Genomic DNA, 21480 nt, shown 5'->3' with positions numbered 1-21480 from the left:
ACAGGTCTAAAAATCCGAGCATTGTTATGTTTGGTAGCATAAACAGGTGGTTTTTAGTTTCAATTAATCCCTATAATATGATAAATGAAGATATTTTATTTTCTTTTGGAGCAGATTTAAGAACTTATGACCCTGATGATTTTATATTTTCTGAAGGTGAAGTTCCCAGCTTTTTTTTCCTGATCTCAAGTGGAAAAGTAAAATTAAATAATTATAATGAAGGAGGTAAAGAATTTATTCAAGGAATATTCTCAAGCGGCAATGGTGTCGGTATATCGTCACTTTTTACAGAAAAATCGTATCCTGTAAATGCCGTTGCAGTAGAAGAATCTGAAATTATAAGATTACCAAAAGCACAATATTTACAGCTTTTGCAGGAAAACCCTGACAATTATTTCACAACGATACAGAGTCTTTCTGAGCATATGCATTACAAGTTTTTGATGGCAGAAAGCATTGCATTTCAAAATCCTGCTCAAAAACTTTTAACGTTGATGAATTATCTTAAAGATCATCACCATGATCAGTCAAAATACGCGTTGCAAATTCTTTTAACCAGACAGCAACTCGCTTCTCTTACCGGATTGAGTGTAGAAACTGTCATCCGGGTTATAAAAAATATGGAGAAAGAAGGAATTTTAAAAATCAAAAACAGAAAGATTTTTTATTAACTTCTAGTTGATATATTAAATCAGATGAAATAATTTTTATTTTAGTATCAAAAGCTTATTGATCTCACTTTTGAAACATCCCAAAATAAATTCTGTATAATATTGCTGTGCTCCCAATGCCTGTGTTTTAGGATGAAGTTCAAGTTTTCTGGATAAAATTACTTCACCTTTGTAGGCAAAAGAATAATATGAAAATATTTTGTACGTAGAGCTCCTGATCGGGTTGGCATAGCCCGTAACAGCAATAGACCAGTCGGTGTCGAATAATTTGGCTACGCTGAGTGCCATTGTTTCAGCAATTTGCTCAGAAACGCAGTCACATGCATTACCTTCATCATAATCTACGTTTAAAATTTTTACTTTTTGTTCTAATGCATATGCGGTAATTCCCCCTTTGTAGAACATTGCAGCATTTGGCATTTGTGAAAAAGCAAGCTGAAAAAGGCCTGAAGTTACACTTTCAGCGATAGAAATGGTTTCATTAGTTGTAATTAATGCTTCGCTGATATAATTGAGTAAGTTTTGTTGAAATTCCATAAGATTTGTTTTTAATGAGGTTGTGATTTGTATTTTCTCGATACATCATTTTTGATCTAATAAAAAGCATCAGCTATTTTATATGCGTTGATAATATCCTGACCGTCGAATTTTGCATCACTCCTCCAACTTTTACAAAGAATATAATGGAGAAGAGATTACTGATAAAGACATACTTTACAGTTTAAATCTGAGATATACAACTGCAAATTTCAAAATCTTATTGGGTAAAATAGAATGATTGTGTTTTCATATCGATATATTTATTTAGGTGATTGGTGGTGTTTTCTTTTATACTAATTATTAAAAGTAAAAGAGGTCAAATATACTCTGTAACAGATTTTTTAATTTATGATTTCAGTCATATTTTAGTAGTATATCTTACGATCTTTAATTTTTACCAGATTTTCATTTTCCATTTTCTTAATGGTTCTGATGATTGTTTCTACACGTAAACCTGTAAGATCAGCAATTTGTTGCCTTGTAAGCTTTACATTAAAAGAATGTTGATCTTCACAATCGGTATAACTTCTAAGATAATTGAAGAGACCAAGAATTCTTGCAGATGGATGCTGTGAGACCATATCATGTATCATTTTCATTTTGAAATAAAGACGATGTGATAAGCAGGCATTTATTTCCAGAGAAACATGAGGATTTTCTTTGACAAGATTGATGAAATTTTTTCTGGGCAACATTATTACTGTCGTAGGAACAAGAGCATATGCGTTTACAGAATATTTTTTTTCAATAAAAAGATGAGCATCTCCGAAGCTTTGTCCTTTTTCTAAAATATTATGTATAAACTCCTTCCCTTCTTCATTAAAATTATTCACTTTCACAGCACCTTCTATAATCTGGTAATAAAAAGCCGGAGACTCTCCTTCTCTAAAAATAAGTTCTCTTTTTTTGTAAGTTTTAATTTCCGCACTGTACGATTTTAGCAATTGCTCATCGATCTTCATGCAACTTATTGTTTTCATGGTATAAAAAATTTTCTTTAATACAGTAATTACCATTTATTTCTCATTGCATAGGCTGAATAACGAATGTTTTTTGGCGTCTAAAAATTCTTCAGATAATCTTTAAGAATTGCAAGTTTTTACTGTCACATTTGGTGAACACATTTTATGCCATTATTTGTTTAAAACGCTGTTTTTGAGAGCCACTTATTCATTTCAAAACATAATTTTGGATTTTGCTGTATCAAATTAAAAAATAAAGTCTTTTTCAGGATTAAAACTTCACACATAGTAATCGCAATTGCATTCATAGAATATTTGTGATCTATAAAAAGCAGTGATTCACCAAAGCATTCTCCGTCTTTCAAAAAATCTGAATATATTCTCTGCCCGACTCGTCATAATTATTCATTTTTACACTTCCCGAAACAATCTGAAAGTAATATTGAGCAGAATCTCCTTTTGTGAAAATCTTTTCCTTGGGTTGATACTTTTTAATGATTGCTCCTGCAGATTTCAGGATTTGTTGATGTATTACCATAGCTTCTTACTGTGTGATGATGACTTGTGATGGTAATCTTCACAAAAGATATGAGTAAATATTAGAAGGTGACAAAGTTTAAACGAATAAGTAGTTTACGTCTAAAATAATATCAATAATTAAATATTTTACTGAATTAAGTATTTAGTATTGTAAATAGCAAAATCTTTCACAATTGTACGATGTGAATGATGATAGTTTAAGGCAATTTTTAAAAAGCATAATCTATCATTTAACTAAAATCAAATGTACAACAAAAGTAATTGTGTTTTTATGATTTCGATCACAAATTTCTTTCACGGTTGTCAGATTTATATTTATAATGTATGTTTTTAACCTCTTTTTACGAAAAATTAATTATTTTTAAATGATTTTAGATTTTTGGTTAGATTTTTGAAGCGACCAATAATCATAGAATTTCTTATTCTAAAGATAACACCACAACCATAAATTATTTTATTATGTCAACAGAAAATTTAAGCCAAGCAGAAGCGGCAAAAAAAATTAAAGAACTTTCAGAAAAAGCTAAAATCTGTATGTTTTGCACAAATCTGGAAAGTTTACCAATCAATACTCGCCCGATGAGCCTTCAGGAAACAGACGAAAGCGGAAATCTTTGGTTTATCAGCAGTGACACCAGCAACAAAAATTTTGAAATAAAAGACGACAAAAGAGTGCAGCTTTTATTTATGAACAATTCAGATTCAGAATATCTTTCTGTATTTGGCGAAGCTGCGATCTACAAAGACAGATCAACCATTGAAGACAAATGGTCTGCAATGGCAAATGCATGGTTTGACGGAAAAGATGACCCGAATGTTTCGATCATCCGTGTAACGCCTACAGATACATACTATTGGGATACCAAAGCTGGCAAATTGGTAAGTCTTATTACCTTTGTAGCTGCTGCGGTTACAGGAAATAAAACCGACAATTCTGACGGTGTAGAAGGTAAAGCTTCAGTTTAAATTTAGACCATTTTCTTACTTTAAAACTATAAGACCATGATATTTGAAGATGACCCGCACGCTGTTGTTCACGAAACGAATAACAAACCATTGAGCAATTTTGCAATGATTACTCAGGTAATTCAATTCAGTGGAGATAAATCTTTTATATTGAATTCTCTTCAGAAAATCAAGAACAGCACTATTTGCGAAATAAAAAGGAAAGTGATAGAAAAGTTTATTCATGAATATACTTTAAACTTTACGGGATATGTGGAAAACGACATCTATCAGCTTCAGACCGACGGTTATCAGTTGTCACCTTCTTATGCGAAACAGTCTTATGAAAAAGTTTTGAGAGAACAGGAATATCTTAACAGAATAATCACCACACTAAACAATGATTAATTGTTTGGTGCGGTGATTTTAATTTATTTTAAAACGACGATTATTTATCGGTAACAAAATTCTTTTTTGCCAGCTCTTTTCTTACGCGGCTTAAACTTTCAGGAGTTATTCCGAGATATGAAGCGATCATCCATTGCGGAACTCTAAGTAAAAGATCAGGATACATTTTAATAAACTTTAGATAACGCTCTTCTGCCGTTTCTCCCAATAAAGAGTTAATTCTATCCTGCAGACTTTTTACATGTTTCTGGATAATCAGATCATTTTTTTCGATCGTATTGGGAAATTCTTCAATAAGTTTACTAAAAAAATCCGGTTGCAAAAATAACACTTCAGAATCCTCAACAGCTTCAATGTAGTATCGGGATTTTTCATTAAAATAAAGACTGCTGCGATCGCCAATCAGCCAATTTTCAGGAGCAAATTGTATCACATGCTCTTTCCCGTTTTTATCAATAGAATACATTCTGAGAAGCCCTTTTTCGACAAAAAAAGTATTTCTGCAAACTTCGCCTTCCTGTAAAAGCATTTCGTGCTTTCCTACTTTTTTCAATTCATACTGAATACTGCATAAATTTACTTTTTCGGCAGGAACTTCAAAAACCTTTGCCAGATAATTATTTATATTACTCATACAATCTGGCTTAAAGAAATATCCTGATGGGATGCGTTATTGATCGCTTTGCCATTTTCTAGAACAATCAGCTGCGGGCTTTCGTGACGAATCGCAAAATCTTCAGCAATTTTGTTTGAAATAGGTCTGAATGCCAAAAGATCCAGAAAATAAAAACTTACATTTTGATTATCTGAATTTTCTATCTCTTTCTCAAAATTTTTCAAAACCGTTTTACTAATAAAGCAACTTGTAGAATGTTTGAAGATTGCTACTCTATTTTCATAAGATTGCTTAACAGCATTTTCCAGATCTTCTTCAGATCTTATCGTTTTCCAGAAAGATTTTGTCTCTCCCGGCTCCTGTTTTCCGCCAAATATTTTATCTAAGAAACTCATACATTAAATTGTTTTAAATGGTGATCGAGATGCTTATACTCCATAAATCCCCAATCTTTTTCTTTCATTTCACCAAAAAGCTCATGGAAGCTCGGTAAAAGATTGTTTTTGTAAGCAAAATAATACTCGTCTAGCCTTTGTAAAAGATTATTTTTTGCTTCTCCGAAGTTACACTCAAAATTAACGATTACTTTTTTAAAAGTAGGCATATTTCGGGGAATTCCGTTATTGAAAATTCGCATTTCTATTTTTGTGAAATTTCCTATTGATTTGAAAAAGAAATTAATCTTTGGAAGAGTAAGTTTCTTTAATGCAATCTGTAAAATCAAATCACAATGAACGAGCATTTGCGAAATATTCATACTTCCCCATTTTCTTTCAGAATTTTCTGAGAGCTGAGCAATTCTATGCTTTATTTCGTTAAAATCATTTTCGTTATGAAGACTTTTCACTGCCAATTTTTCTCTTTCTTCAGATTTTCAATATGGGCAAAATGGTGGTTACAATGCCAGACATAATGCGCAAGATAAACCCGAAGGTCTTGGTTTTCGTTGTGTTCGGGATGATGAAAAGTTCTTTCAAACTGTTTATTGGTCATTGATTTTAAAAGAGCCGTCCAACGTTGATGCGTTCCTTTTATCATTCTCATTGCAGGCTTTACAGGCATATCAACACTGTCTCGAAGTTCTGCCCATTTGGCTTCGTCATACGGCTTTATCGTGGGATTGTCTTCGGTAAGTGCAAGCTTTAGACGAATGAGACTGTTCATATGACTGTCTGCAATGTGATTTACAAGTTGTCTTACCGTCCAGCCACCTTCCCTGTATTGTGTATCTAATTGTTCATCGCTAAAATCCGCAATTAGATTTTTTAATTTATCAGGAAAATCTTTAATGACTTTAATGTATTCGTTGAGTTTGATGTCGCATATATTTTCAGGAATTTCAAAGCGACCGATTGGAAATTTTTTATGTTCTAAACTGTCCATTTTTAATGATAAATATATAATTCTTGTAAAAATATTTACTATGATGTTTATTACTGAAAGTTTGAAATTGAGCTGCTTATTACAAATTAAAAATAATTAAATCAGCATCATTAAAAAAAATATTTTAAATATTAATAGCCATGTAAATTAATATCCTCTGTTCTTTGCAAAGTCACTTTCTTACCCATTTTCTTTTGAATGACTCTGAAATGCTGCAATTCATCATCTGTTAAAATCGAAATGGCAGTTCCTTTTTCGCCGGCACGGCCTGTTCTACCAATTCTGTGAATGTAATCTAAAGGCGATCGAGGTAATTCATAATTGATAACACAAGGCAGAGATTCGATGTGAATACCACGACCAATTAAGTCAGTTGCGACCAAAATCTGAGCTCCGTTCACTTTAAATTCTTCCAGATTATTTCTACGTGCCCCTTGCGATTTTTGACTGTGAATCGCAACAGCTTTTATTTTATTTTTCTTCAGTTTTTCAACTAAATTATCTGCCGATCTTGTAGACGAAACAAATATTAAAGCTTTTTCAACCTTTTTTTCTTTAATTAAATAGCGTAAAAAAGGGCCTTTATTTTCCGGAGAAACATGATAAGCCAACTGCTCGATATTATCAATTTCCACTTCCTCTTTTTTGATTTCTATCATCACAGGATTGATGGATAAACGCTCTTTTATTTCAGAAACTTTATCATTTAAAGTAGCAGAAAATAAGGTAGTCTGTTTCGCCACCGGCATCATGGTAAAAAGTTTATTCATCTCTTCACCAAAACCTAATTGAAACATTTTATCTGCTTCATCTACCACCAAATGCTGAATGCCGGATATGCTCAGTGCATTATGATCAATAAGATCTAATAAACGTCCAGGTGTTGCGATAAGAATTTCTACACCATACATCCCCTTCATCTGCGGGTTGATAGAAACACCACCATAAACAGCCATTGTACGAATCTCACGTTTTAGATTATCTTTAAAAGCCTGAAAAACCTCATCAATCTGAATGGCCAGTTCACGGGTAGGAACCAAGATCAGCACCTGTATATTACGGTCTTTTTTACTTTCTGCGTTTTGTAATTTTTCTAATATCGGCATTACAAAACAAGCGGTTTTTCCGGAGCCTGTTTGTGCAATTCCCATCAAATCTTTACCCTCCAAAATAACAGGTACAGCCTGTTCCTGAATTGGAAACGGCTTTAGATAACCTAGTTTTTTAACAGAATGAATAATATTGTGTGATAATCCTAGCGATTCGAATGACATAAAACTATATATTTAGTGCAAAGATAAACTATTAAGACACTATTGATGTTGAATCTATCTTCTGATGATCATTTTTATTATAAAATGCCGTTTTGTCAGATATTCCTGTTTTGGATTTATATTTGACATTTAGTTTTTGTAAATTTATCAGAATACAAAAAAAATACATGAATCGCTATAAATAGGCACTTTACGGAACTATTATAAAAGAGGTTCTCTATTAAATTAAAAAATATAAACTAGATATGAAAAAGGCATTAATAATAGTAGATGTACAGAATGATTTTTGTGAAGGCGGAGCACTGGCTGTTCCCGGAGCAAATGAGATCATTCCCTATATCAATCTTCTAATGGAAGAAAACCAATACGACCAAATAATTCTTACTCAGGACTGGCATCCTGCCAATCACAAAAGTTTTGCAAGCAACAACAACAGAAAAGTTGGCGAAAGCATTATACTAAATGGTGTTCCGCAGTTTATGTGGCCAGATCACTGTGTAGAAGGAACTTTCGGTGCAGAATTTCATAAAGATTTAAACAGAGAAAAAGTAACTCACATTATTCAGAAAGGTAAAAATACTGAGATTGATGCTTACAGCGGTTTTCAGGATAACAATCATTTTATGAAAACCGGATTGGATGATTTTTTAAAATATCACGAAATTCAATTGGTTGAAATCGTAGGTTTAGCAATGGATTACTGCGTGAAATTCACCTGTACAGATGCCGTTGCCAACGGATATATAACTTGCCTTCACTTCAACGGAACCCGTGCTGTTAATGTAAAACCAGATAACGGTAAAGATGCAATTTTTGAAATGTTGCAGAAAGGAGTTACTGTTTTAGGATAATATTTTATAATTCTTAAAAGAGAAGTCCATATAAAAAGTAACCTGTTGATCGTACAACAGGTTACTTTTTTTAGAATTATTTCAACAAATCTAATTCTAACAAATTATTATTCTTTGCATTATTTGCTTTAGCATCTCTTTCACGGTCTCGTAACATTTTTTCGATATCCAATGGCTTTCCATTTTCATCCATCATCATCACTTTAGTGTTTCCGGACATCATTTGGCGCATACCTTTTGTAGGGTTATTTCTAAAATCTATAACTTGTTTTTTGTATTTTTCCTGATCAATAGCAATGATACTGCCGAAAGTTTTTTTCTCACTGTCACTCACCCATTCCTGATCAGAAGTAAGTTTTTTAATCTCTTTTAAAACAAAAGAGTGTGATTTTGTCTTATCTTCAATTTTGACAATTAATCCTGGTAAACCATGAAACTTGTATGGACCATCTTGTATGGGAATGTCTGAAACAAACCATGCTGTCCAGATTCTGCCGGCAAAATTGAGGGAAGCTTTTTGAGTATCAAATTCGCCAATTTTTTCTTTCTGCGGTAAAATTTTCCAATCCATTTTTCTGTTGTCAGAAACCTTGTATTTATTCATGTCGAGATTGTTGAAAAAATCTATTTTGAAATCGGGATAAGATTTTTCTACGACGTAAGGCACCAAACCATAATCAATACCCGTAAAGTCTCTGGTTCTTTTTTTCACTCGATCCTGATGAATTGAATCAGCAATATTATTCTTTTGACTATAAAATTTTGAGCCTTTTTTAGCTATATCAAGATACATGAGCTCAGAATTAACATCATCAATTTTAGTGGAATCTGTTATAAATTTATACTCATATGCAAAACGTTGATTCTGAGCCAAAAGTGTAATATTTAAAAAGCAAAAGACTCCAATAATAATTCTCTTCATTTAGATATTTTTTTACTAAAGTAGAATTTTATTTTTGACCAACAAAGTTTTTAAACTTAGAAATAATTAAAAAAATTAGGAGAAATTTTTTAATAATAATCTAAAAACAAAAAAACCTCTCGAAATGAGAGGTTTTAATAATTTATATTTTAAAAAGTTACAGTAACAAAGTTAAAGGACTTTCTAAATATGTTTTAAGTGTCTGCAGGAATTGAGCTCCCGTTGCTCCATCTACAACTCTGTGATCACATGCTAACGAAAGCTTCATGATATTTCCGACAACGATCTGACCGTTCTTTACGATTGGTTTTTCGATAATTGCACCTACTGAAAGAATTGCAGCATTTGGTTGGTTAATGATACTTGTGAAAGTTTCAATTCCGAACATACCCAAGTTTGAGATCGAGAAAGTAGAACCTTCCATTTCATTTGCTTTAAGACCTTTAGATTTTGCTCTTCCGGCCATATCTTTTACAGCAGCAGAAATCTGAGTATAATTCATCTGATCTGTATTCTTCAGAACCGGAACTACCAATCCGTCAGGAATTGCAACTGCTACTCCAACGTTGATATTACCTCTGTGAATCACCTTATCACCTGCCCAGCTAGAATTTACCTGCGGATGTTTTCTTAAAGCAACTGCTGTCGCCTTAATGATCATATCATTGAAAGAAATTTTAGTATCAGGTAAAGAATTGATTTCTTTTCTTGCTTCAATCGCTTTATCCATGTTGATTTCAACCATCAGATAATAATGCGGCGCAGAGAATTTACTTTCAGAAAGACGTTTTGCAATAATATTTCTTACCTGAGAGTTTGGCGTTTCTGTATCTTCTCCCTGTACAAAGCTTAAAGCAACCTGAGCTGCTGCAGTGTTTTGTGCCGGAGCAGCAGATTCTGCCTTTTGAGATGGCTGATAATTTTCAATATCTTTTTTAACGATTCTACCGTTTTCTCCAGAACCTTGTACGCTGTTGATATCAACACCTTTTTCCTGAGCCATTTTTTTAGCTAAAGGAGAAATTGCAACTCTGTCTGAAGATGAGTTTTCAGTTGATGCAACCGATTTCTCTTCTGTTTTCGCTTCAGATTTTTGTTCAGCTGGCTTATCTGCTGATTTTGTAGCTGGCTGTGCAGCACCAACATTAGAAACATCAGTTCCTTCAGGTCCGATGATCGCTAAAACGGTATCAACCGGAGCAGCACCACCTTCTTCAACACCTTGCTTTAGAAGAATACCATTAAATTCAGATTCAAAATCCTGAACAGCTTTATCGGTTTCTATCTCAGCAAGAAGATCTCCTTCTTTTACGGTGTCACCTACATTTTTATGCCATTTTGCTACTTTACCTTCTGTCATTGTATCAGAAAGTCTTGGCATCGTAATTACTTCTACTCCTGCAGGAACTTCTACCGAAGTTTGCTCAACGCTTGTAGTTTCGTTTTCAGTTTTAGATTCTTCTTCAGATTTTTTTTCTTCAGAAGCTCCTTCAGCTGCCGGAGCACTTCCTCCTTTCAGAGAAGAAATATCTTCGCCTTCTTTACCGATAATTGCCAATATAGAATCTACTGCAGCACCAGAACCTTCTTCAACACCAACGTATAAAAGAGTTCCTTCAATTTCAGATTCAAAATCCTGTACTGCTTTATCAGTTTCGATTTCGGCTAAAATATCTCCTTCTTTTACCTTATCTCCTACTTTTTTATGCCATTTAGCCACTTTTCCTTCCGTCATTGTATCGGAAAGACGTGGCATTGTAATCACTTCTGCCATAATTTATATTGATTTGAGATTCGAGATTCGAGATTTGAGATTAGGGAAACTCAAATACGAATATCAAATTAATTATTATTATTTTTTTAATTTTCTAATTTATCTAAAAATGGGTAGTTTTCTTGAGCATAAACATACTCATAAACTTTTTCTGCGTCAGGATACGGAGAGTTTTCCATAAACTCGATACATTCTTCTACGAAATCTCTAGATTTGTTATCCATAGCTTCCAATTCTTCCTCGGTTGCCCAGCTGTTTGCTAAGATTCTCTCCTTGATCAATTCAATCGGGTCGTCTTTCTTATGAATAGCAACTTCGTCTTTAGATCTGTATGGTTCAGCATCAGACATTGAGTGTCCTCTGAAACGGTAAGTTCTAGCTTCAATAAAAGTAGGCCCATCACCTCTTCTTGCTCTTTCAATAGCCTCGTAAGCAGCTTCAGCCACTTTCTCAGGATCCATTGCATCTACAGCAAGACATGGCATTTCGTATCCTAAACCTAATTTATAGATATCTTCATGGTTAGCTGTTCTTTTTACAGAAGTTCCCATTGCATACTGATTGTTCTCAACGACAAATACTACAGGAAGTTTCCAGTTCATTGCCATGTTGAAAGTTTCGTGAAGAGATCCTTGTCTTGCAGCACCGTCTCCGAAGAAACAAATGTTTACAGCTTTTCTGTCAAAAAATTTATCTGCAAAAGCAATACCTGCTCCCAAAGGAATCTGACCTCCTACAATACCGTGTCCCCCATAAAATCTGTGTTCTTTACTGAAAATGTGCATAGATCCACCCATACCACCTGAAGTACCTGTAGCTTTACCACAAAGCTCTGCCATGATTCTCTTAGGGTCTACTCCCATTGCCATCGGATGAATGTGACATCTGTAAGCAGTGATCATACTGTCTTTGGTTAAATCCATTGCATGCGTAAAACCTGCAGGAATAGCTTCCTGACCGTTGTACAAATGTAAAAAACCTCTGATTTTTTGTTTTAGATAAAGAGAACGGCATTTGTCTTCAAACCTTCTCCACATTGTCATATCTTCATACCACTTCAGGTATATCTCTTTAGAAAATTCTTTCATGTGCTAGCCTTTGCTTATTTATTATGAAATAGTTGAGCAAAAATATAAAAAAAACTTTGTTTTTTATTACATGCACAGCAATTGTTTTTTACTTATAATGTTATATTTACATTTCAAACTTAATTATGCAAGAAAAAAAGACCTCTTTATTACACATTATTTCAAGAATTATCTCAGACTTTTTCAATCCTTTAGTTTCTTTGGTTATTTATTTTGTGTATTTCAGCATTCAGAATTATACTTTTAAAGAGGCCTTCACACACTTTTTGCCCATTTTACTTATTACCATTCTTCCGGTAATTATCTGGATTGTCTGGAATGTAAAAACAGGGCGATACACGAATATGGATGTGTCAAACAGGGTTCAAAGAAAAACACTGTATATCTTCATCGCGGTGTGTATTGTTTCTTATTTAACATTCAACTATATTAAAAATGGATTCATCGACTTTGTGATGTTGTTTATTTTAATTCTCCTTTTCGCTTTACAATTCAGTAATTTATATATTAAAAGCTCGATGCATACAGCATTCAATGTTTTGGTCTCTGCCCTATTCTTTGCTTTTGATGTGAAAATCGGTTTTGCATGGCTTGGGATTGCTATTTTGGTGGGAATTACAAGAATTATTCTGAAAAGACATACCGTAAAAGAAGTATTTATGGGTGCAGGCATCGCGGTTTTGGTTTCTTTTATTTATCTTTATTGCAACAATAAGTATCAGCGCAATGATTTACCAACGGAAGTGATTCCGGTGGAAACTACAATTAAGTAACATTATTGTGTAAATAGTAAGCTTATTACTTTTTAAAATTTAAATTCAAATATGAAAATAAATCATCTTACCTCTGCTGAAGAAAATCTAATGAAGTTATTCTGGAAACTCCAAAGCTTTTATCTAAAGGAAGTTATGGAGCATCACCCGGAACCAAAACCTCATCAGAATACGGTCTCAACTTACCTGAAGATACTTGTTGAAAAAGGATATTTGTCTACCGAAAAAGAAGGCCGAATTTTCAGATACTCTGTAATTGTCCCCCTTGAAGATTATAAAAAGTTTTTGCTTAAAGAACTTTCACTTAATTTCTTTAACAATTCGGGAAAAGAAATTTTGGAATTCTTATTTAATGAAAATCTGATTTCACAAAATGATCTTAAAACTTATTTTGACCTTAAGATTGAAATGAAACCTGTAAAAATAAAGCAACCTAAATTGGAGTATGCTGAAGAAATCCTAAACCCTAAAAAAGACAAGAAAGGAAAGGATAAGAAAAAGAAGAAAAAGAAGAATGAAAATTAGTGGATAGTTGTTGGTTTTTAGTTAATTGATGTAACAACAAAACTGAAAAATAACTTTAAACTAATTCTTTAAAAATAAAGACATAAAAAAAGCGGCTTAAAAGCCGCTTCAATTTTTTACCAACGACTTCCGCCGCCTCCGTTACCTCCACGGTTGTTGTTGCTTCCGTAACCACCTCCAGAGTTACCTCCTCCACGGTTGTTACCATAACTTCCACCACCGCTTCTGTTATTATCAAAACTTCTTCTTGGTTTTTCTTCTCTTGGCTTAGCCTCAGATACGTTAAGAATTTTTCCGTTAAATTCTTTCTGGTTAAGAGCTTCAATAGCTTGACCTCCTTCTTCGTCCCCCATTTCGATAAAACCGAAACCTCTAGAACGACCAGTTTCTCTGTCTGTTACAATTTTAGCTGATGATACATCGCCAAATTCTGCGAATAAATCGTGCAACTCATATTCTTTAGTTGCGTAATTGATGTTTGAAACAAAAATGTTCATTTTAAAAAAAAATTAAAAATTAATATATAAGATTGGTATATAAATAGAAAAGCAACATAATAATGAACATGATATTGATTCCAAATATAAACAGGTGCAAGATACAATTAAAAACTACAAATCAAAACTTTTTAATAGATTAATTCACTTGTAACATAAACTTGTAATAATATCGCAAATAACTCATGAATTTTTCATTAAATAATCTTTTGAAAAACTTATTTTTAAAACTAAATTTGTACTGAAAACAATCATAAAAAATGAATTACCATACCAGAAAATGGGTAAAACCGGAAGATCTTAATCCCAATCAATCACTATTCGGAGGAAAACTTTTGCAATGGATTGATGAGGAAGCTGCATTATACGCAGTCATTCAGCTAGAAAACAAAAAAGTAGTCACTAAGTTTATTTCAGAAATAAATTTTGTAAGCTCAGCAAAACAGGGCGACATTATCGAAATCGGAATCGAAGTTTTATCTTTTGGATCTACTTCTCTCACGCTGAAATGTGATGTGAGAAACAAAATGACCCATCAAACCATCATTACTGTTGATAAGATTGTAATGGTAAACCTTGATGAAAACGGAAATCCTGCAGCACACGGAAAAACAAAAGTAGAGTTTGTAAAAGACAGATTGAGCAATTTGCTATGAAAATTTTCATAAAAAATATGGTTTGTGGAAGGTGTATTGCAGCTGTTTCAACCATTTTTGAAGAATTTAATATAAAAATCACTCAAATCGCTTTAGGTGAGGTAGAAACTGAGGCTGAAATTTCAAAAACAGACATTCAGCTCATTGAAAATCGTTTAAAAGAAACCGGTTTTGAAAGAATAAAAGATGCGACTCATCAATTGGTTGATAAAATTAAAAATCTTATCATTATTAAAATTGGAAAGCTTGATATTGATGAAAACTTTTTACTGTCAAAATTTTTAAGTTCTGAGCTTCACAAAGATTACAGTTCACTATCAAAAACCTTTTCACAAAATGAAAATATCACAGTTGAGCAGTTTTTTATTCTTCAGAAAATTGAAAAAGTAAAAGAGCTGCTTCTTTATAATGAATTTACCTTAACTGAAATTGCCGGAAAACTGGGCTACAAAAGTGTGCAGCACTTATCATCACAATTCAGAAATAGTACAGGCTTCACGCCTACCGAATTTAAAAAACTTAAAGTTCACAACAGAAAATCCTTGGATAAAGTGTAATATTATTTTCGACTTTTCATTTTCAAAATCTTAACCGCCAAATTTTATAACAATTATCCTTAAATCTATAACAGCCTCTCTCTATATTTTTGGAAATTTGTAACATAAATTTAGAATTATGTACCAACAATATAAAGTTTTGGGGATGACCTGTTCGGGCTGCCAAAAAAAGATTTCAGAAAAACTGAATAGTTTAGACCATATTTCAGCAAAAGTAAATCTTGAAAACAGCTCTGTTGAAATCACTTCTGATAAAGAAATTAACCTGAATGATCTCAATAAAGCACTTTCAGAAATAGGAAATTACAAACTGGAAGATCCAAATAAGCCAGAAAATACTTTTGTAAAGCCTCAAGATCGTGTTTCTCCATCCTCAGTTTATCACTGCCCGATGGAATGCGAAGGTGATAAAGTATATTTTCAACAGGGAAAAAGATGTCCTGATTGCAATATGTATCTGGTTCCGATTGAGGAAAAATTAGCAAAAGATCCCAATCATAAACCGACCTATTCTTCAACTAATTTACCAGAAAGTTTCAAAGATAATATCGGAAATTATTATTGTCCGATGTTCTGTGAAGGTGATAAAACGTATGACGAAAAAACAGATTGCCCGGTTTGTCACATGCATCTCGAAGAAATTACAGAAGATTTGGTTGAAAATTCTGGCTCCCACTCCCATCAACACCACAATCATCAACATCACGAAACCCCAAAAGTTACGGATGATATGGCCGGAAGATATTATTGCCCGATGTTCTGCGAAGGCGATAAAACTTACGACAGTAATGTTGGCTGCCCTGTTTGCGGAATGGATCTGGTAAAATATCCCGAAAAAGGCGAAGAAGAAACTGATGATACCTATCTTATTTTAAAAAGAAAATTCATTATTTCTTTAGCTTTCACCATTCCTGTTTTTATTCTTTCAATGGGTGGAATGCTGATTGATTTTCCTTTCTCACATAATATACAGGCGATTTTTGAATTGATTTTGACACTTCCCGTATTATTTTATTCCGGATGGTTTTTGATGAAAAGAGGCTGGGTTTCATTTAAAACATGGAACCTGAATATGTTCAGTTTAATTGCTTTAGGTGTTGCTGCGGCATTTATTTTCAGCATCATTGCTTTAGCTTTTCCAGATCTGCTTCCACATGAAGTCCGTGGTCACAATCATGAAATTCCTTTATATTTTGAAGCGGTTTGCGTGATTATGACATTGGTTATTTTAGGTCAGCTGATGGAAGCTTTAGCTCACAAAAAAACAGGAAATGCCATCAAAGAACTGATGAATCTTTCACCTGATGAAGCCAATCTAATGGTTAATAATGAAGAAAAAAGAGTTCCGCTTTCGGAAGTGAAAATTGGAAATATACTGAAAGTAAAACCAGGCGAAAAAATTCCCGTTGACGGAAAAATAATCGAAGGGAATTCTGTAGTTGACGAAAGTATGATTACCGGGGAACCCATCCCTGTTGAGAAAAATATTGATGATCAGGTAACTTCAGGAACGATTAACGGAAATCAGGTTTTTCTGATGAAAGCCGAAAAAGTAGGCGATGAAACGTTGCTTTCGAAGATTATAAAAATGGTAAATGACGCAAGCAGAAGTCGTGCTCCAATCCAGAAGCTGACCGATAAAGTGGCTAAAGTTTTTGTCCCGACCGTTATTGTTGTTGCTGTCATTACTTTTATTTTATGGCAGGTTTTCGGCCCGGAAGGTCAGAAAACTTTATTTGCTTTTATCAATGCAGTTGCCGTTCTTATTGTCGCTTGTCCGTGTGCTTTAGGTTTGGCAACTCCAATGTCTCTGATGGTGGGAATTGGTAAAGGTGCCAAAAACGGAATCCTTATAAAAAATGCAGAAGCTCTTGAATTAATGCATAAAGTAAACGTTCTGATCACCGATAAAACAGGAACTTTAACCGAAGGTAAACCATCTTTAGAACATATCGAAACCGTTAATAATTCTTCTGAAAAGGAAATTTTAAAACTGGCTTATTCATTAAATCAAAATTCAGAACATCCTTTATCAAGTGCTGTGATCAAGAAAGCGAAAACTGATCATATTTCAGCCGAAAAAGTGGAAAAATTTGAAAATATTTCCGGTAAAGGCGTGAAAGGAATCATCAATGGTAAAACTGTTTATCTAGGAAACGAAAATCTTTTAGTTTCTAATGGAATACAAATTCCGCAAGATCTAAAATTAAAAGCGAAGGAAATTCAATCAAAGGCGCATACAATCTCTTTTATTGCTCAGGAAAATGAAGCTTTAGGGTTTATAAGTTTTAGCGATAAGATTAAAGAAAGCTCAAAAAAAGCTGTTCAGCATTTAATCAATGAAGGAATTGAAGTAATTATGATGACCGGTGATAATGAAAATACAGCAAAAGCTGTAGCAGATGAATTAGGAATTAAAAAATACAAGGCCAGCTGTCTTCCTGAAGATAAATTAAATGAAGTAAAAAAACTTCAGGAACAGGGAAAAATCGTTGCCATGACCGGAGACGGAATCAACGACTCCCCTGCTTTAGCGCAATCTAATGTCGGAATTGCCATGGGAACCGGAACCGATGTAGCTATAGAAACGGCAGAAATTACATTACTTAAAGGTGATATTTTAGGAATTGCCAAAGCAAAAATATTAAGCGAAAAACTATTGAGAAATATCAAAGAAAACTTGTTCTTTGCTTTTATTTATAATGTTTTGGGAATCCCTGTTGCAGCAGGATTGTTGTATCCATTTTTTGGAATTTTGTTATCACCAATGATTGCGGCAGCGGCAATGAGCCTTAGTTCTTTATCGGTAATTTTAAATTCGTTACGTCTTAATTCTGTGGATTTAAATATAACAGCTTCTCATTCTGATTAGAATGAGAAGTTGTTAATTTAGCTATTAAAATATTTTATATTATTTCTTTTTTCTTGTAAAAAAATAGATAAGCAATACGATAAACAAACCACCTACAATATAATATATCCAATTATTAATAGGAGTTTGAGGAGTTTTTGTATTTTGAGTATTTTTCTTTTTGGCTCCGATTTGATTTTCTACATTTATCGTAACCGATTTTTGTGAAGCTTTTAAATAATCATCATCAATTGGAATGGTAAACGGAAAGTTTGGTTGATATCTTTCGGGCTTTATACTCACCTGATCGTCTAAAGCAGTTTCGGAACCCACCAAAAGTCCTAAAGATACATTCATCGCATCATCAAGCAATGGTCTTCCGTTAAATTTATCTACTGTGTAAGATGCTTTAGTGCCCACTTCATAAGGAACTACGTCGGGATAAACGCGCTCTGTCAATTTTGCTACATAGGCTTTTGGATCTTTTTGAATTCCAGCAGTCGTAACATATTTAGTAAGATTATTGATAACATTTTGCTTTATTTCATCATCTTCCACCGCTCCTTGAGAACCGTATTTACTTCTCAATTTGTTGTCGTAGCCCATGTAAAAATGGGGAAATAATACATTGGCAATATGATTTACCTGATGCCAATGATTAGCATCTTCCTCAAAAGCAGTGGATGCATAATAAAATATATTATCTGATAAAAGCTCATTAGGAACCTCAAAAACTATAACCGAAGATTTTCCTATTCCAAAATAATTCCCTTTTTCTCCTACATCAAAGGCAGATAAGTCATATACGCCTTCGTCTAGTACTTTATGCTTGAAAAGCTCAGCTCCTACGGCATTTCCCTGAAAATTATCTTGAGTAGTTCCCGTCCAGATTTTAATACCGTTGTTGAGTTCCAAAATACGATTTACAGGACCTTGTGCTATAAGCGTACCGGTCTGACTTAATTCGTTTTCAGGATTTCCATCCCAATAAAATTGCACTTTATTGTCCTTAAAAGTAAAACTAAAAGTTTGTCCTTCAGTAAAAGCTTTATTATTGGCTACATGAAATTTATAAATTCCATTGGGAGAAAAATTAAAACTATCTTTTTTTGATTGTGGATTTGTATCCAAAAGGAAAACAGTTTTATTTGGTTGATTCGATTCGAATACAAATAAATCCGTTAAATCCATTTGAGGATATTGTTTCGCAAGATCAGTTTCAAAATGATGTCCCGAAGTCGAAATAACAAGAGCAACAGGCACAAATAATAAGAATAGACTTTTTTTCAAAATTTTCATATTTTATAATTTTAGTAATGTGCTATTTTAAAATATACTATAATGATGTATATTTATTTTATTATAATCTTTCAAAGAAAATAACTTTAAACGCTTTGTGTAAACAGTAAGTTTACGATTTAGAAATATTTAGTTCAGCGTAGTAAAAGGATCTAAATAAATTTTGTAGAGATGCTCCAATATAAAAGATTTGATTTTATTATTTTAAATATTTAATAAAGGAACCCAAATCTCTCTAAAGTACATTAATAGAAACAATTTTGAATTTTTGTATCATAAGTGTTTTTGTTTGACATTTCTAAATGTACGGATTATTTTATTGAATGTGTGACTATTTCAGGTAAATAACTGATTTTAAAGTAAAAAATAATTTATTTGAACATAAATAAATCAACAACTTAAAAACTCTAAGTAAACTATGAAAAAAGGAAATCTCTATATCGGCTGTTCAGGATTCTACAATAACGACTGGAAAGGTTCGCTATACCCGGAAGATGCCAAAAGTAAAGACTTTTTAGTTTTATATTCGAAGGAATTTAATGCTGTTGAGATTAATTCCACATTTTACAGAAAACCAACTGCAAAAACACTCCAAAAATGGTTTGACGAAACGCCTGATGATTTTCGATTTTTTATTAAAATTCCTAAAACGATCTCTCACGAAAAACGATTGAAAGATTGCAAAGAGGAAATTGCAGAATTCTGTTTGCATATTCAAAATAACTTAGGTAAAAAGTTATCAGGATTTCTGTATCAGTTTCCGCCATCGTTTAAAAATACAGAAGAGAATCTGGATTTAATTTTAAATAATGTAGATTTTAAGTATTTAAATGTTATTGAATTCCGTCATGACACTTGGTGGCGTGAAGAAATTTACAACATTTTAAGTTCAAAAAACATCATCTTTTCCGGAGTAAGTTTTCCTGGAAACCTTCCTGACAATTTCATCCTCAATCACCTTGAATTATTCTATTACCGACTTCACGGAAAACCGATACTCTATAAATCTGAATATTCGGAAGATGAAATAAAATCTTTAAGTGAAAACATCTTAAAATCAGGAAAAAAAGGTTTTGTATTTTTTAATAATACCTGGGGAAATGCAGCGATCAAAAATGCTATTGAGCTTAAAAAATATTTAGATAAATAATTTTAATTAAAAAATCCTTAAAAAGTGATATTTATAGTAAAATTGGCATTACCTTTGTTAACTAAAATTTGTAAAACTTAACATTTTTTAACAATTTAATTCCCATTAATCTTTATGAAAAAAACTTTTGCGGAAAAGTCTATTAATAAGACTTTTCTAAGGATGGTTACAGTATTGACTGTAACATCAACATTATTTACAGGATGCAATCAGAAAAGTGAAGTAAAAGAAACCGAAAAAATTCTTACCAAGCTGCCTCCCGTCGCAAAAGTCGCTCAAATAGATGATGAGAATGTACCCACCGATAAAAGAGTAATATATCTTACCTTCGACGATGGCCCTAATCGTGGCACTGAAAATCTATTAAAAATATTACACAAAAGAAATGTTTGTGCAACGGCTTTTGTTGTAGGAAAACATGCATCAGACAGTAAAAGACAAAAAGAAGATTTCGAAAAGATGAGAAGAGACCATTTGATTGAGCTTGCCAATCACAGTCATACTCACGCTCACAACAGGTATTCAGATTTTTACAAAAATCCTGAGGCAGTCGTTAATGATTTTAATATTGCTAAAGACAGCTTAAAACTTCCTGGAAAAATTGCAAGAACACCAGGAAGAAATATTTGGAGGCTTAATAATATTAATGTTACCGATATTAAAAGTTCTTCTGAAGCAGCAAACAGATTAAAAAAAGCAGGCTACAAGGTAATAGGTTGGGATCTGGAATGGAAACCGACCAATAAAATGACTTTAAAAGGAAATCATGAAGCGATGCTAAAAAAAGTAGACAGTATTTTCTTTAATGATCTTGAAAAAACATCAAGACATTTGGTTTTGCTTACCCACGATCAATATCTTAACGATTCAGATTCGATTAACGAGCTGGATTTATTTATCGAAAAACTACAGAAATCAAACCGGTTTGTTTTCAGAAAAGTTTCGGCTTATCCGAAGATCAATGAGATTTTAAATTAATCTTTTTTCACTTATAATATATGTTTCGACTCCGCTTAGCATGACATCTTTAATAATAACTTTTAAAATTGAACCATTAAGGAAATTTAAGAAGTTAAGCATCATTAAGAAAAATCAAATAGATTTTTAAAGAGCAAAGCTCAACTTAATATTCTTAACTCCTTAATAAAACCTTAATGGTTTAAAAAATTATTTAAATCCTTAAAATTTATTTTAAAAT

At 32.8% G+C, this 21480-nt stretch carries 25 protein-coding genes; 11 read left to right on the top strand and 14 right to left on the bottom strand.

Features of this window, described 5'->3' with window-relative positions:
- Positions 1 to 77 precede the first annotated feature (77 nt).
- Complete coding sequence (locus EG358_RS12335; RefSeq protein WP_076558522.1) at positions 78 to 671, top strand: Crp/Fnr family transcriptional regulator; 594 nt, start codon at positions 78 to 80, stop codon at positions 669 to 671.
- Between the two features lie 36 nt (positions 672 to 707).
- Here the strand turns inward: EG358_RS12335 and EG358_RS12330 are convergent, their stop codons facing one another.
- From EG358_RS12330 to EG358_RS19670, 4 genes are all read right to left on the bottom strand, one after another.
- Positions 708 to 1208, bottom strand: a complete 501-nt coding sequence (locus tag EG358_RS12330; RefSeq protein ID WP_076558520.1) for a CinA family protein — start codon at positions 1206 to 1208, stop codon at positions 708 to 710.
- Positions 1209 to 1576: 368 nt separating this feature from the next.
- Complete coding sequence (locus tag EG358_RS12325; RefSeq protein ID WP_228421272.1) at positions 1577 to 2191, bottom strand: Crp/Fnr family transcriptional regulator; 615 nt, start codon at positions 2189 to 2191, stop codon at positions 1577 to 1579.
- A gap of 161 nt (positions 2192 to 2352) precedes the next feature.
- Complete coding sequence (locus EG358_RS20040) at positions 2353 to 2538, bottom strand: cyclic nucleotide-binding domain-containing protein (RefSeq protein ID WP_076558516.1); 186 nt, start codon at positions 2536 to 2538, stop codon at positions 2353 to 2355.
- The gene (locus tag EG358_RS19670) at positions 2535 to 2711 is read right to left on the bottom strand and encodes a cyclic nucleotide-binding domain-containing protein (protein WP_159436355.1); all 177 of its coding nucleotides are present in this window, start codon (positions 2709 to 2711) and stop codon (positions 2535 to 2537) included. Before EG358_RS19670 ends, EG358_RS20040 begins: the two co-directional genes overlap by 4 nt.
- A 461-nt stretch (positions 2712 to 3172) precedes the next feature.
- Here EG358_RS19670 and EG358_RS12315 point away from each other — a divergent pair, with 461 nt between their 5' ends.
- Together EG358_RS12315 and EG358_RS12310 are read left to right on the top strand one after the other, a co-directional pair.
- Positions 3173 to 3679 (top strand): pyridoxamine 5'-phosphate oxidase family protein, encoded by a 507-nt coding sequence (locus tag EG358_RS12315; protein ID WP_076558514.1) that lies wholly within the window; start codon positions 3173 to 3175, stop codon positions 3677 to 3679.
- A 36-nt stretch (positions 3680 to 3715) separates the two neighbouring features.
- Positions 3716 to 4066 carry a hypothetical protein gene (locus EG358_RS12310; RefSeq protein ID WP_076558512.1) on the top strand — a complete coding sequence of 117 codons (351 nt, stop codon included), beginning with the start codon at positions 3716 to 3718 and terminating at the stop codon, positions 4064 to 4066.
- A gap of 40 nt (positions 4067 to 4106) precedes the next feature.
- On the opposite strand, the gene EG358_RS12305 is transcribed toward EG358_RS12310, so the two are convergent.
- The 5 genes from EG358_RS12305 to EG358_RS12285 all read right to left on the bottom strand — a co-directional run bounded on the left by EG358_RS12305 (position 4107) and on the right by EG358_RS12285 (position 7339).
- Complete coding sequence (locus EG358_RS12305; protein ID WP_076558510.1) at positions 4107 to 4700, bottom strand: Crp/Fnr family transcriptional regulator; 594 nt, start codon at positions 4698 to 4700, stop codon at positions 4107 to 4109.
- Entirely contained in the window at positions 4697 to 5077 is a 381-nt protein-coding gene (gene ytxJ, locus EG358_RS12300; protein ID WP_076558508.1) for a bacillithiol system redox-active protein YtxJ, read from the bottom strand. Before ytxJ ends, EG358_RS12305 begins: the two co-directional genes overlap by 4 nt.
- Positions 5074 to 5529, bottom strand: a complete 456-nt coding sequence (locus EG358_RS12295) for a DUF1569 domain-containing protein (RefSeq protein ID WP_076558820.1) — start codon at positions 5527 to 5529, stop codon at positions 5074 to 5076. Before EG358_RS12295 ends, ytxJ begins: the two co-directional genes overlap by 4 nt.
- Positions 5526 to 6065: a YfiT family bacillithiol transferase gene (locus tag EG358_RS12290; protein WP_076558506.1), complete on the bottom strand. Its 540-nt coding sequence runs from the start codon at positions 6063 to 6065 to the stop codon at positions 5526 to 5528. Before EG358_RS12290 ends, EG358_RS12295 begins: the two co-directional genes overlap by 4 nt.
- A gap of 131 nt (positions 6066 to 6196) precedes the next feature.
- Positions 6197 to 7339 carry a DEAD/DEAH box helicase gene (locus EG358_RS12285; RefSeq protein ID WP_076558504.1) on the bottom strand — a complete coding sequence of 381 codons (1143 nt, stop codon included), beginning with the start codon at positions 7337 to 7339 and terminating at the stop codon, positions 6197 to 6199.
- 245 nt (positions 7340 to 7584) lie between these two features.
- Between EG358_RS12285 and pncA the strand changes: the two genes are divergently transcribed.
- Complete coding sequence (pncA, locus tag EG358_RS12280) at positions 7585 to 8190, top strand: bifunctional nicotinamidase/pyrazinamidase (RefSeq protein WP_076558502.1); 606 nt, start codon at positions 7585 to 7587, stop codon at positions 8188 to 8190.
- 76 nt (positions 8191 to 8266) lie between these two features.
- Here the strand turns inward: pncA and EG358_RS12275 are convergent, their stop codons facing one another.
- The 3 genes from EG358_RS12275 to pdhA all read right to left on the bottom strand — a co-directional run bounded on the left by EG358_RS12275 (position 8267) and on the right by pdhA (position 11974).
- The gene (locus tag EG358_RS12275) at positions 8267 to 9112 is read right to left on the bottom strand and encodes a GLPGLI family protein (protein WP_076558500.1); all 846 of its coding nucleotides are present in this window, start codon (positions 9110 to 9112) and stop codon (positions 8267 to 8269) included.
- A gap of 157 nt (positions 9113 to 9269) precedes the next feature.
- On the bottom strand, positions 9270 to 10886 hold the full coding sequence (locus tag EG358_RS12270; RefSeq protein ID WP_076558498.1) for a pyruvate dehydrogenase complex dihydrolipoamide acetyltransferase: 1617 nt from the start codon (positions 10884 to 10886) through the stop codon (positions 9270 to 9272).
- Between the two features lie 86 nt (positions 10887 to 10972).
- On the bottom strand, positions 10973 to 11974 hold the full coding sequence (gene pdhA, locus EG358_RS12265) for a pyruvate dehydrogenase (acetyl-transferring) E1 component subunit alpha (protein ID WP_076558496.1): 1002 nt from the start codon (positions 11972 to 11974) through the stop codon (positions 10973 to 10975).
- Positions 11975 to 12099: 125 nt separating this feature from the next.
- Between pdhA and EG358_RS12260 the strand changes: the two genes are divergently transcribed.
- Both EG358_RS12260 and EG358_RS12255 read left to right on the top strand, forming a co-directional pair.
- Positions 12100 to 12747 (top strand): phosphatase PAP2 family protein, encoded by a 648-nt coding sequence (locus EG358_RS12260; protein WP_076558494.1) that lies wholly within the window; start codon positions 12100 to 12102, stop codon positions 12745 to 12747.
- Positions 12748 to 12798: 51 nt separating this feature from the next.
- Positions 12799 to 13272: a BlaI/MecI/CopY family transcriptional regulator gene (locus EG358_RS12255; RefSeq protein WP_076558489.1), complete on the top strand. Its 474-nt coding sequence runs from the start codon at positions 12799 to 12801 to the stop codon at positions 13270 to 13272.
- A gap of 116 nt (positions 13273 to 13388) precedes the next feature.
- Here EG358_RS12255 and EG358_RS12250 read toward each other — a convergent pair whose 3' ends face one another.
- Entirely contained in the window at positions 13389 to 13769 is a 381-nt protein-coding gene (locus tag EG358_RS12250) for an RNA recognition motif domain-containing protein (RefSeq protein ID WP_066680485.1), read from the bottom strand.
- Positions 13770 to 14029: 260 nt separating this feature from the next.
- Here EG358_RS12250 and EG358_RS12245 point away from each other — a divergent pair, with 260 nt between their 5' ends.
- From EG358_RS12245 to EG358_RS12235, 3 genes are all read left to right on the top strand, one after another.
- Positions 14030 to 14425 carry an acyl-CoA thioesterase gene (locus EG358_RS12245; protein WP_076558487.1) on the top strand — a complete coding sequence of 132 codons (396 nt, stop codon included), beginning with the start codon at positions 14030 to 14032 and terminating at the stop codon, positions 14423 to 14425.
- Positions 14422 to 14982 (top strand): helix-turn-helix domain-containing protein, encoded by a 561-nt coding sequence (locus EG358_RS12240; RefSeq protein ID WP_076558485.1) that lies wholly within the window; start codon positions 14422 to 14424, stop codon positions 14980 to 14982. The genes EG358_RS12245 and EG358_RS12240 overlap by 4 nt, the downstream gene beginning before the upstream one ends.
- 118 nt (positions 14983 to 15100) lie before the next feature.
- On the top strand, positions 15101 to 17854 hold the full coding sequence (locus EG358_RS12235; protein ID WP_076558483.1) for a heavy metal translocating P-type ATPase: 2754 nt from the start codon (positions 15101 to 15103) through the stop codon (positions 17852 to 17854).
- 39 nt (positions 17855 to 17893) lie between these two features.
- Here EG358_RS12235 and EG358_RS12230 read toward each other — a convergent pair whose 3' ends face one another.
- Entirely contained in the window at positions 17894 to 19132 is a 1239-nt protein-coding gene (locus tag EG358_RS12230; protein WP_076558481.1) for a DUF4331 family protein, read from the bottom strand.
- A 418-nt stretch (positions 19133 to 19550) separates the two neighbouring features.
- On the opposite strand from EG358_RS12230, the gene EG358_RS12225 reads away from it, so the two are divergent.
- Positions 19551 to 20282, top strand: a complete 732-nt coding sequence (locus EG358_RS12225; RefSeq protein ID WP_076558479.1) for a DUF72 domain-containing protein — start codon at positions 19551 to 19553, stop codon at positions 20280 to 20282.
- 114 nt (positions 20283 to 20396) lie between these two features.
- On the top strand, positions 20397 to 21260 hold the full coding sequence (locus EG358_RS12220) for a polysaccharide deacetylase family protein (protein ID WP_076558477.1): 864 nt from the start codon (positions 20397 to 20399) through the stop codon (positions 21258 to 21260).
- Positions 21261 to 21480: the final 220 nt, after the last annotated feature.

Source organism: Chryseobacterium indoltheticum (assembly GCF_003815915.1).
Taxonomy (GTDB): domain Bacteria; phylum Bacteroidota; class Bacteroidia; order Flavobacteriales; family Weeksellaceae; genus Chryseobacterium; species Chryseobacterium indoltheticum.
This window is presented reverse-complemented; position numbering and strand designations above follow the sequence as displayed.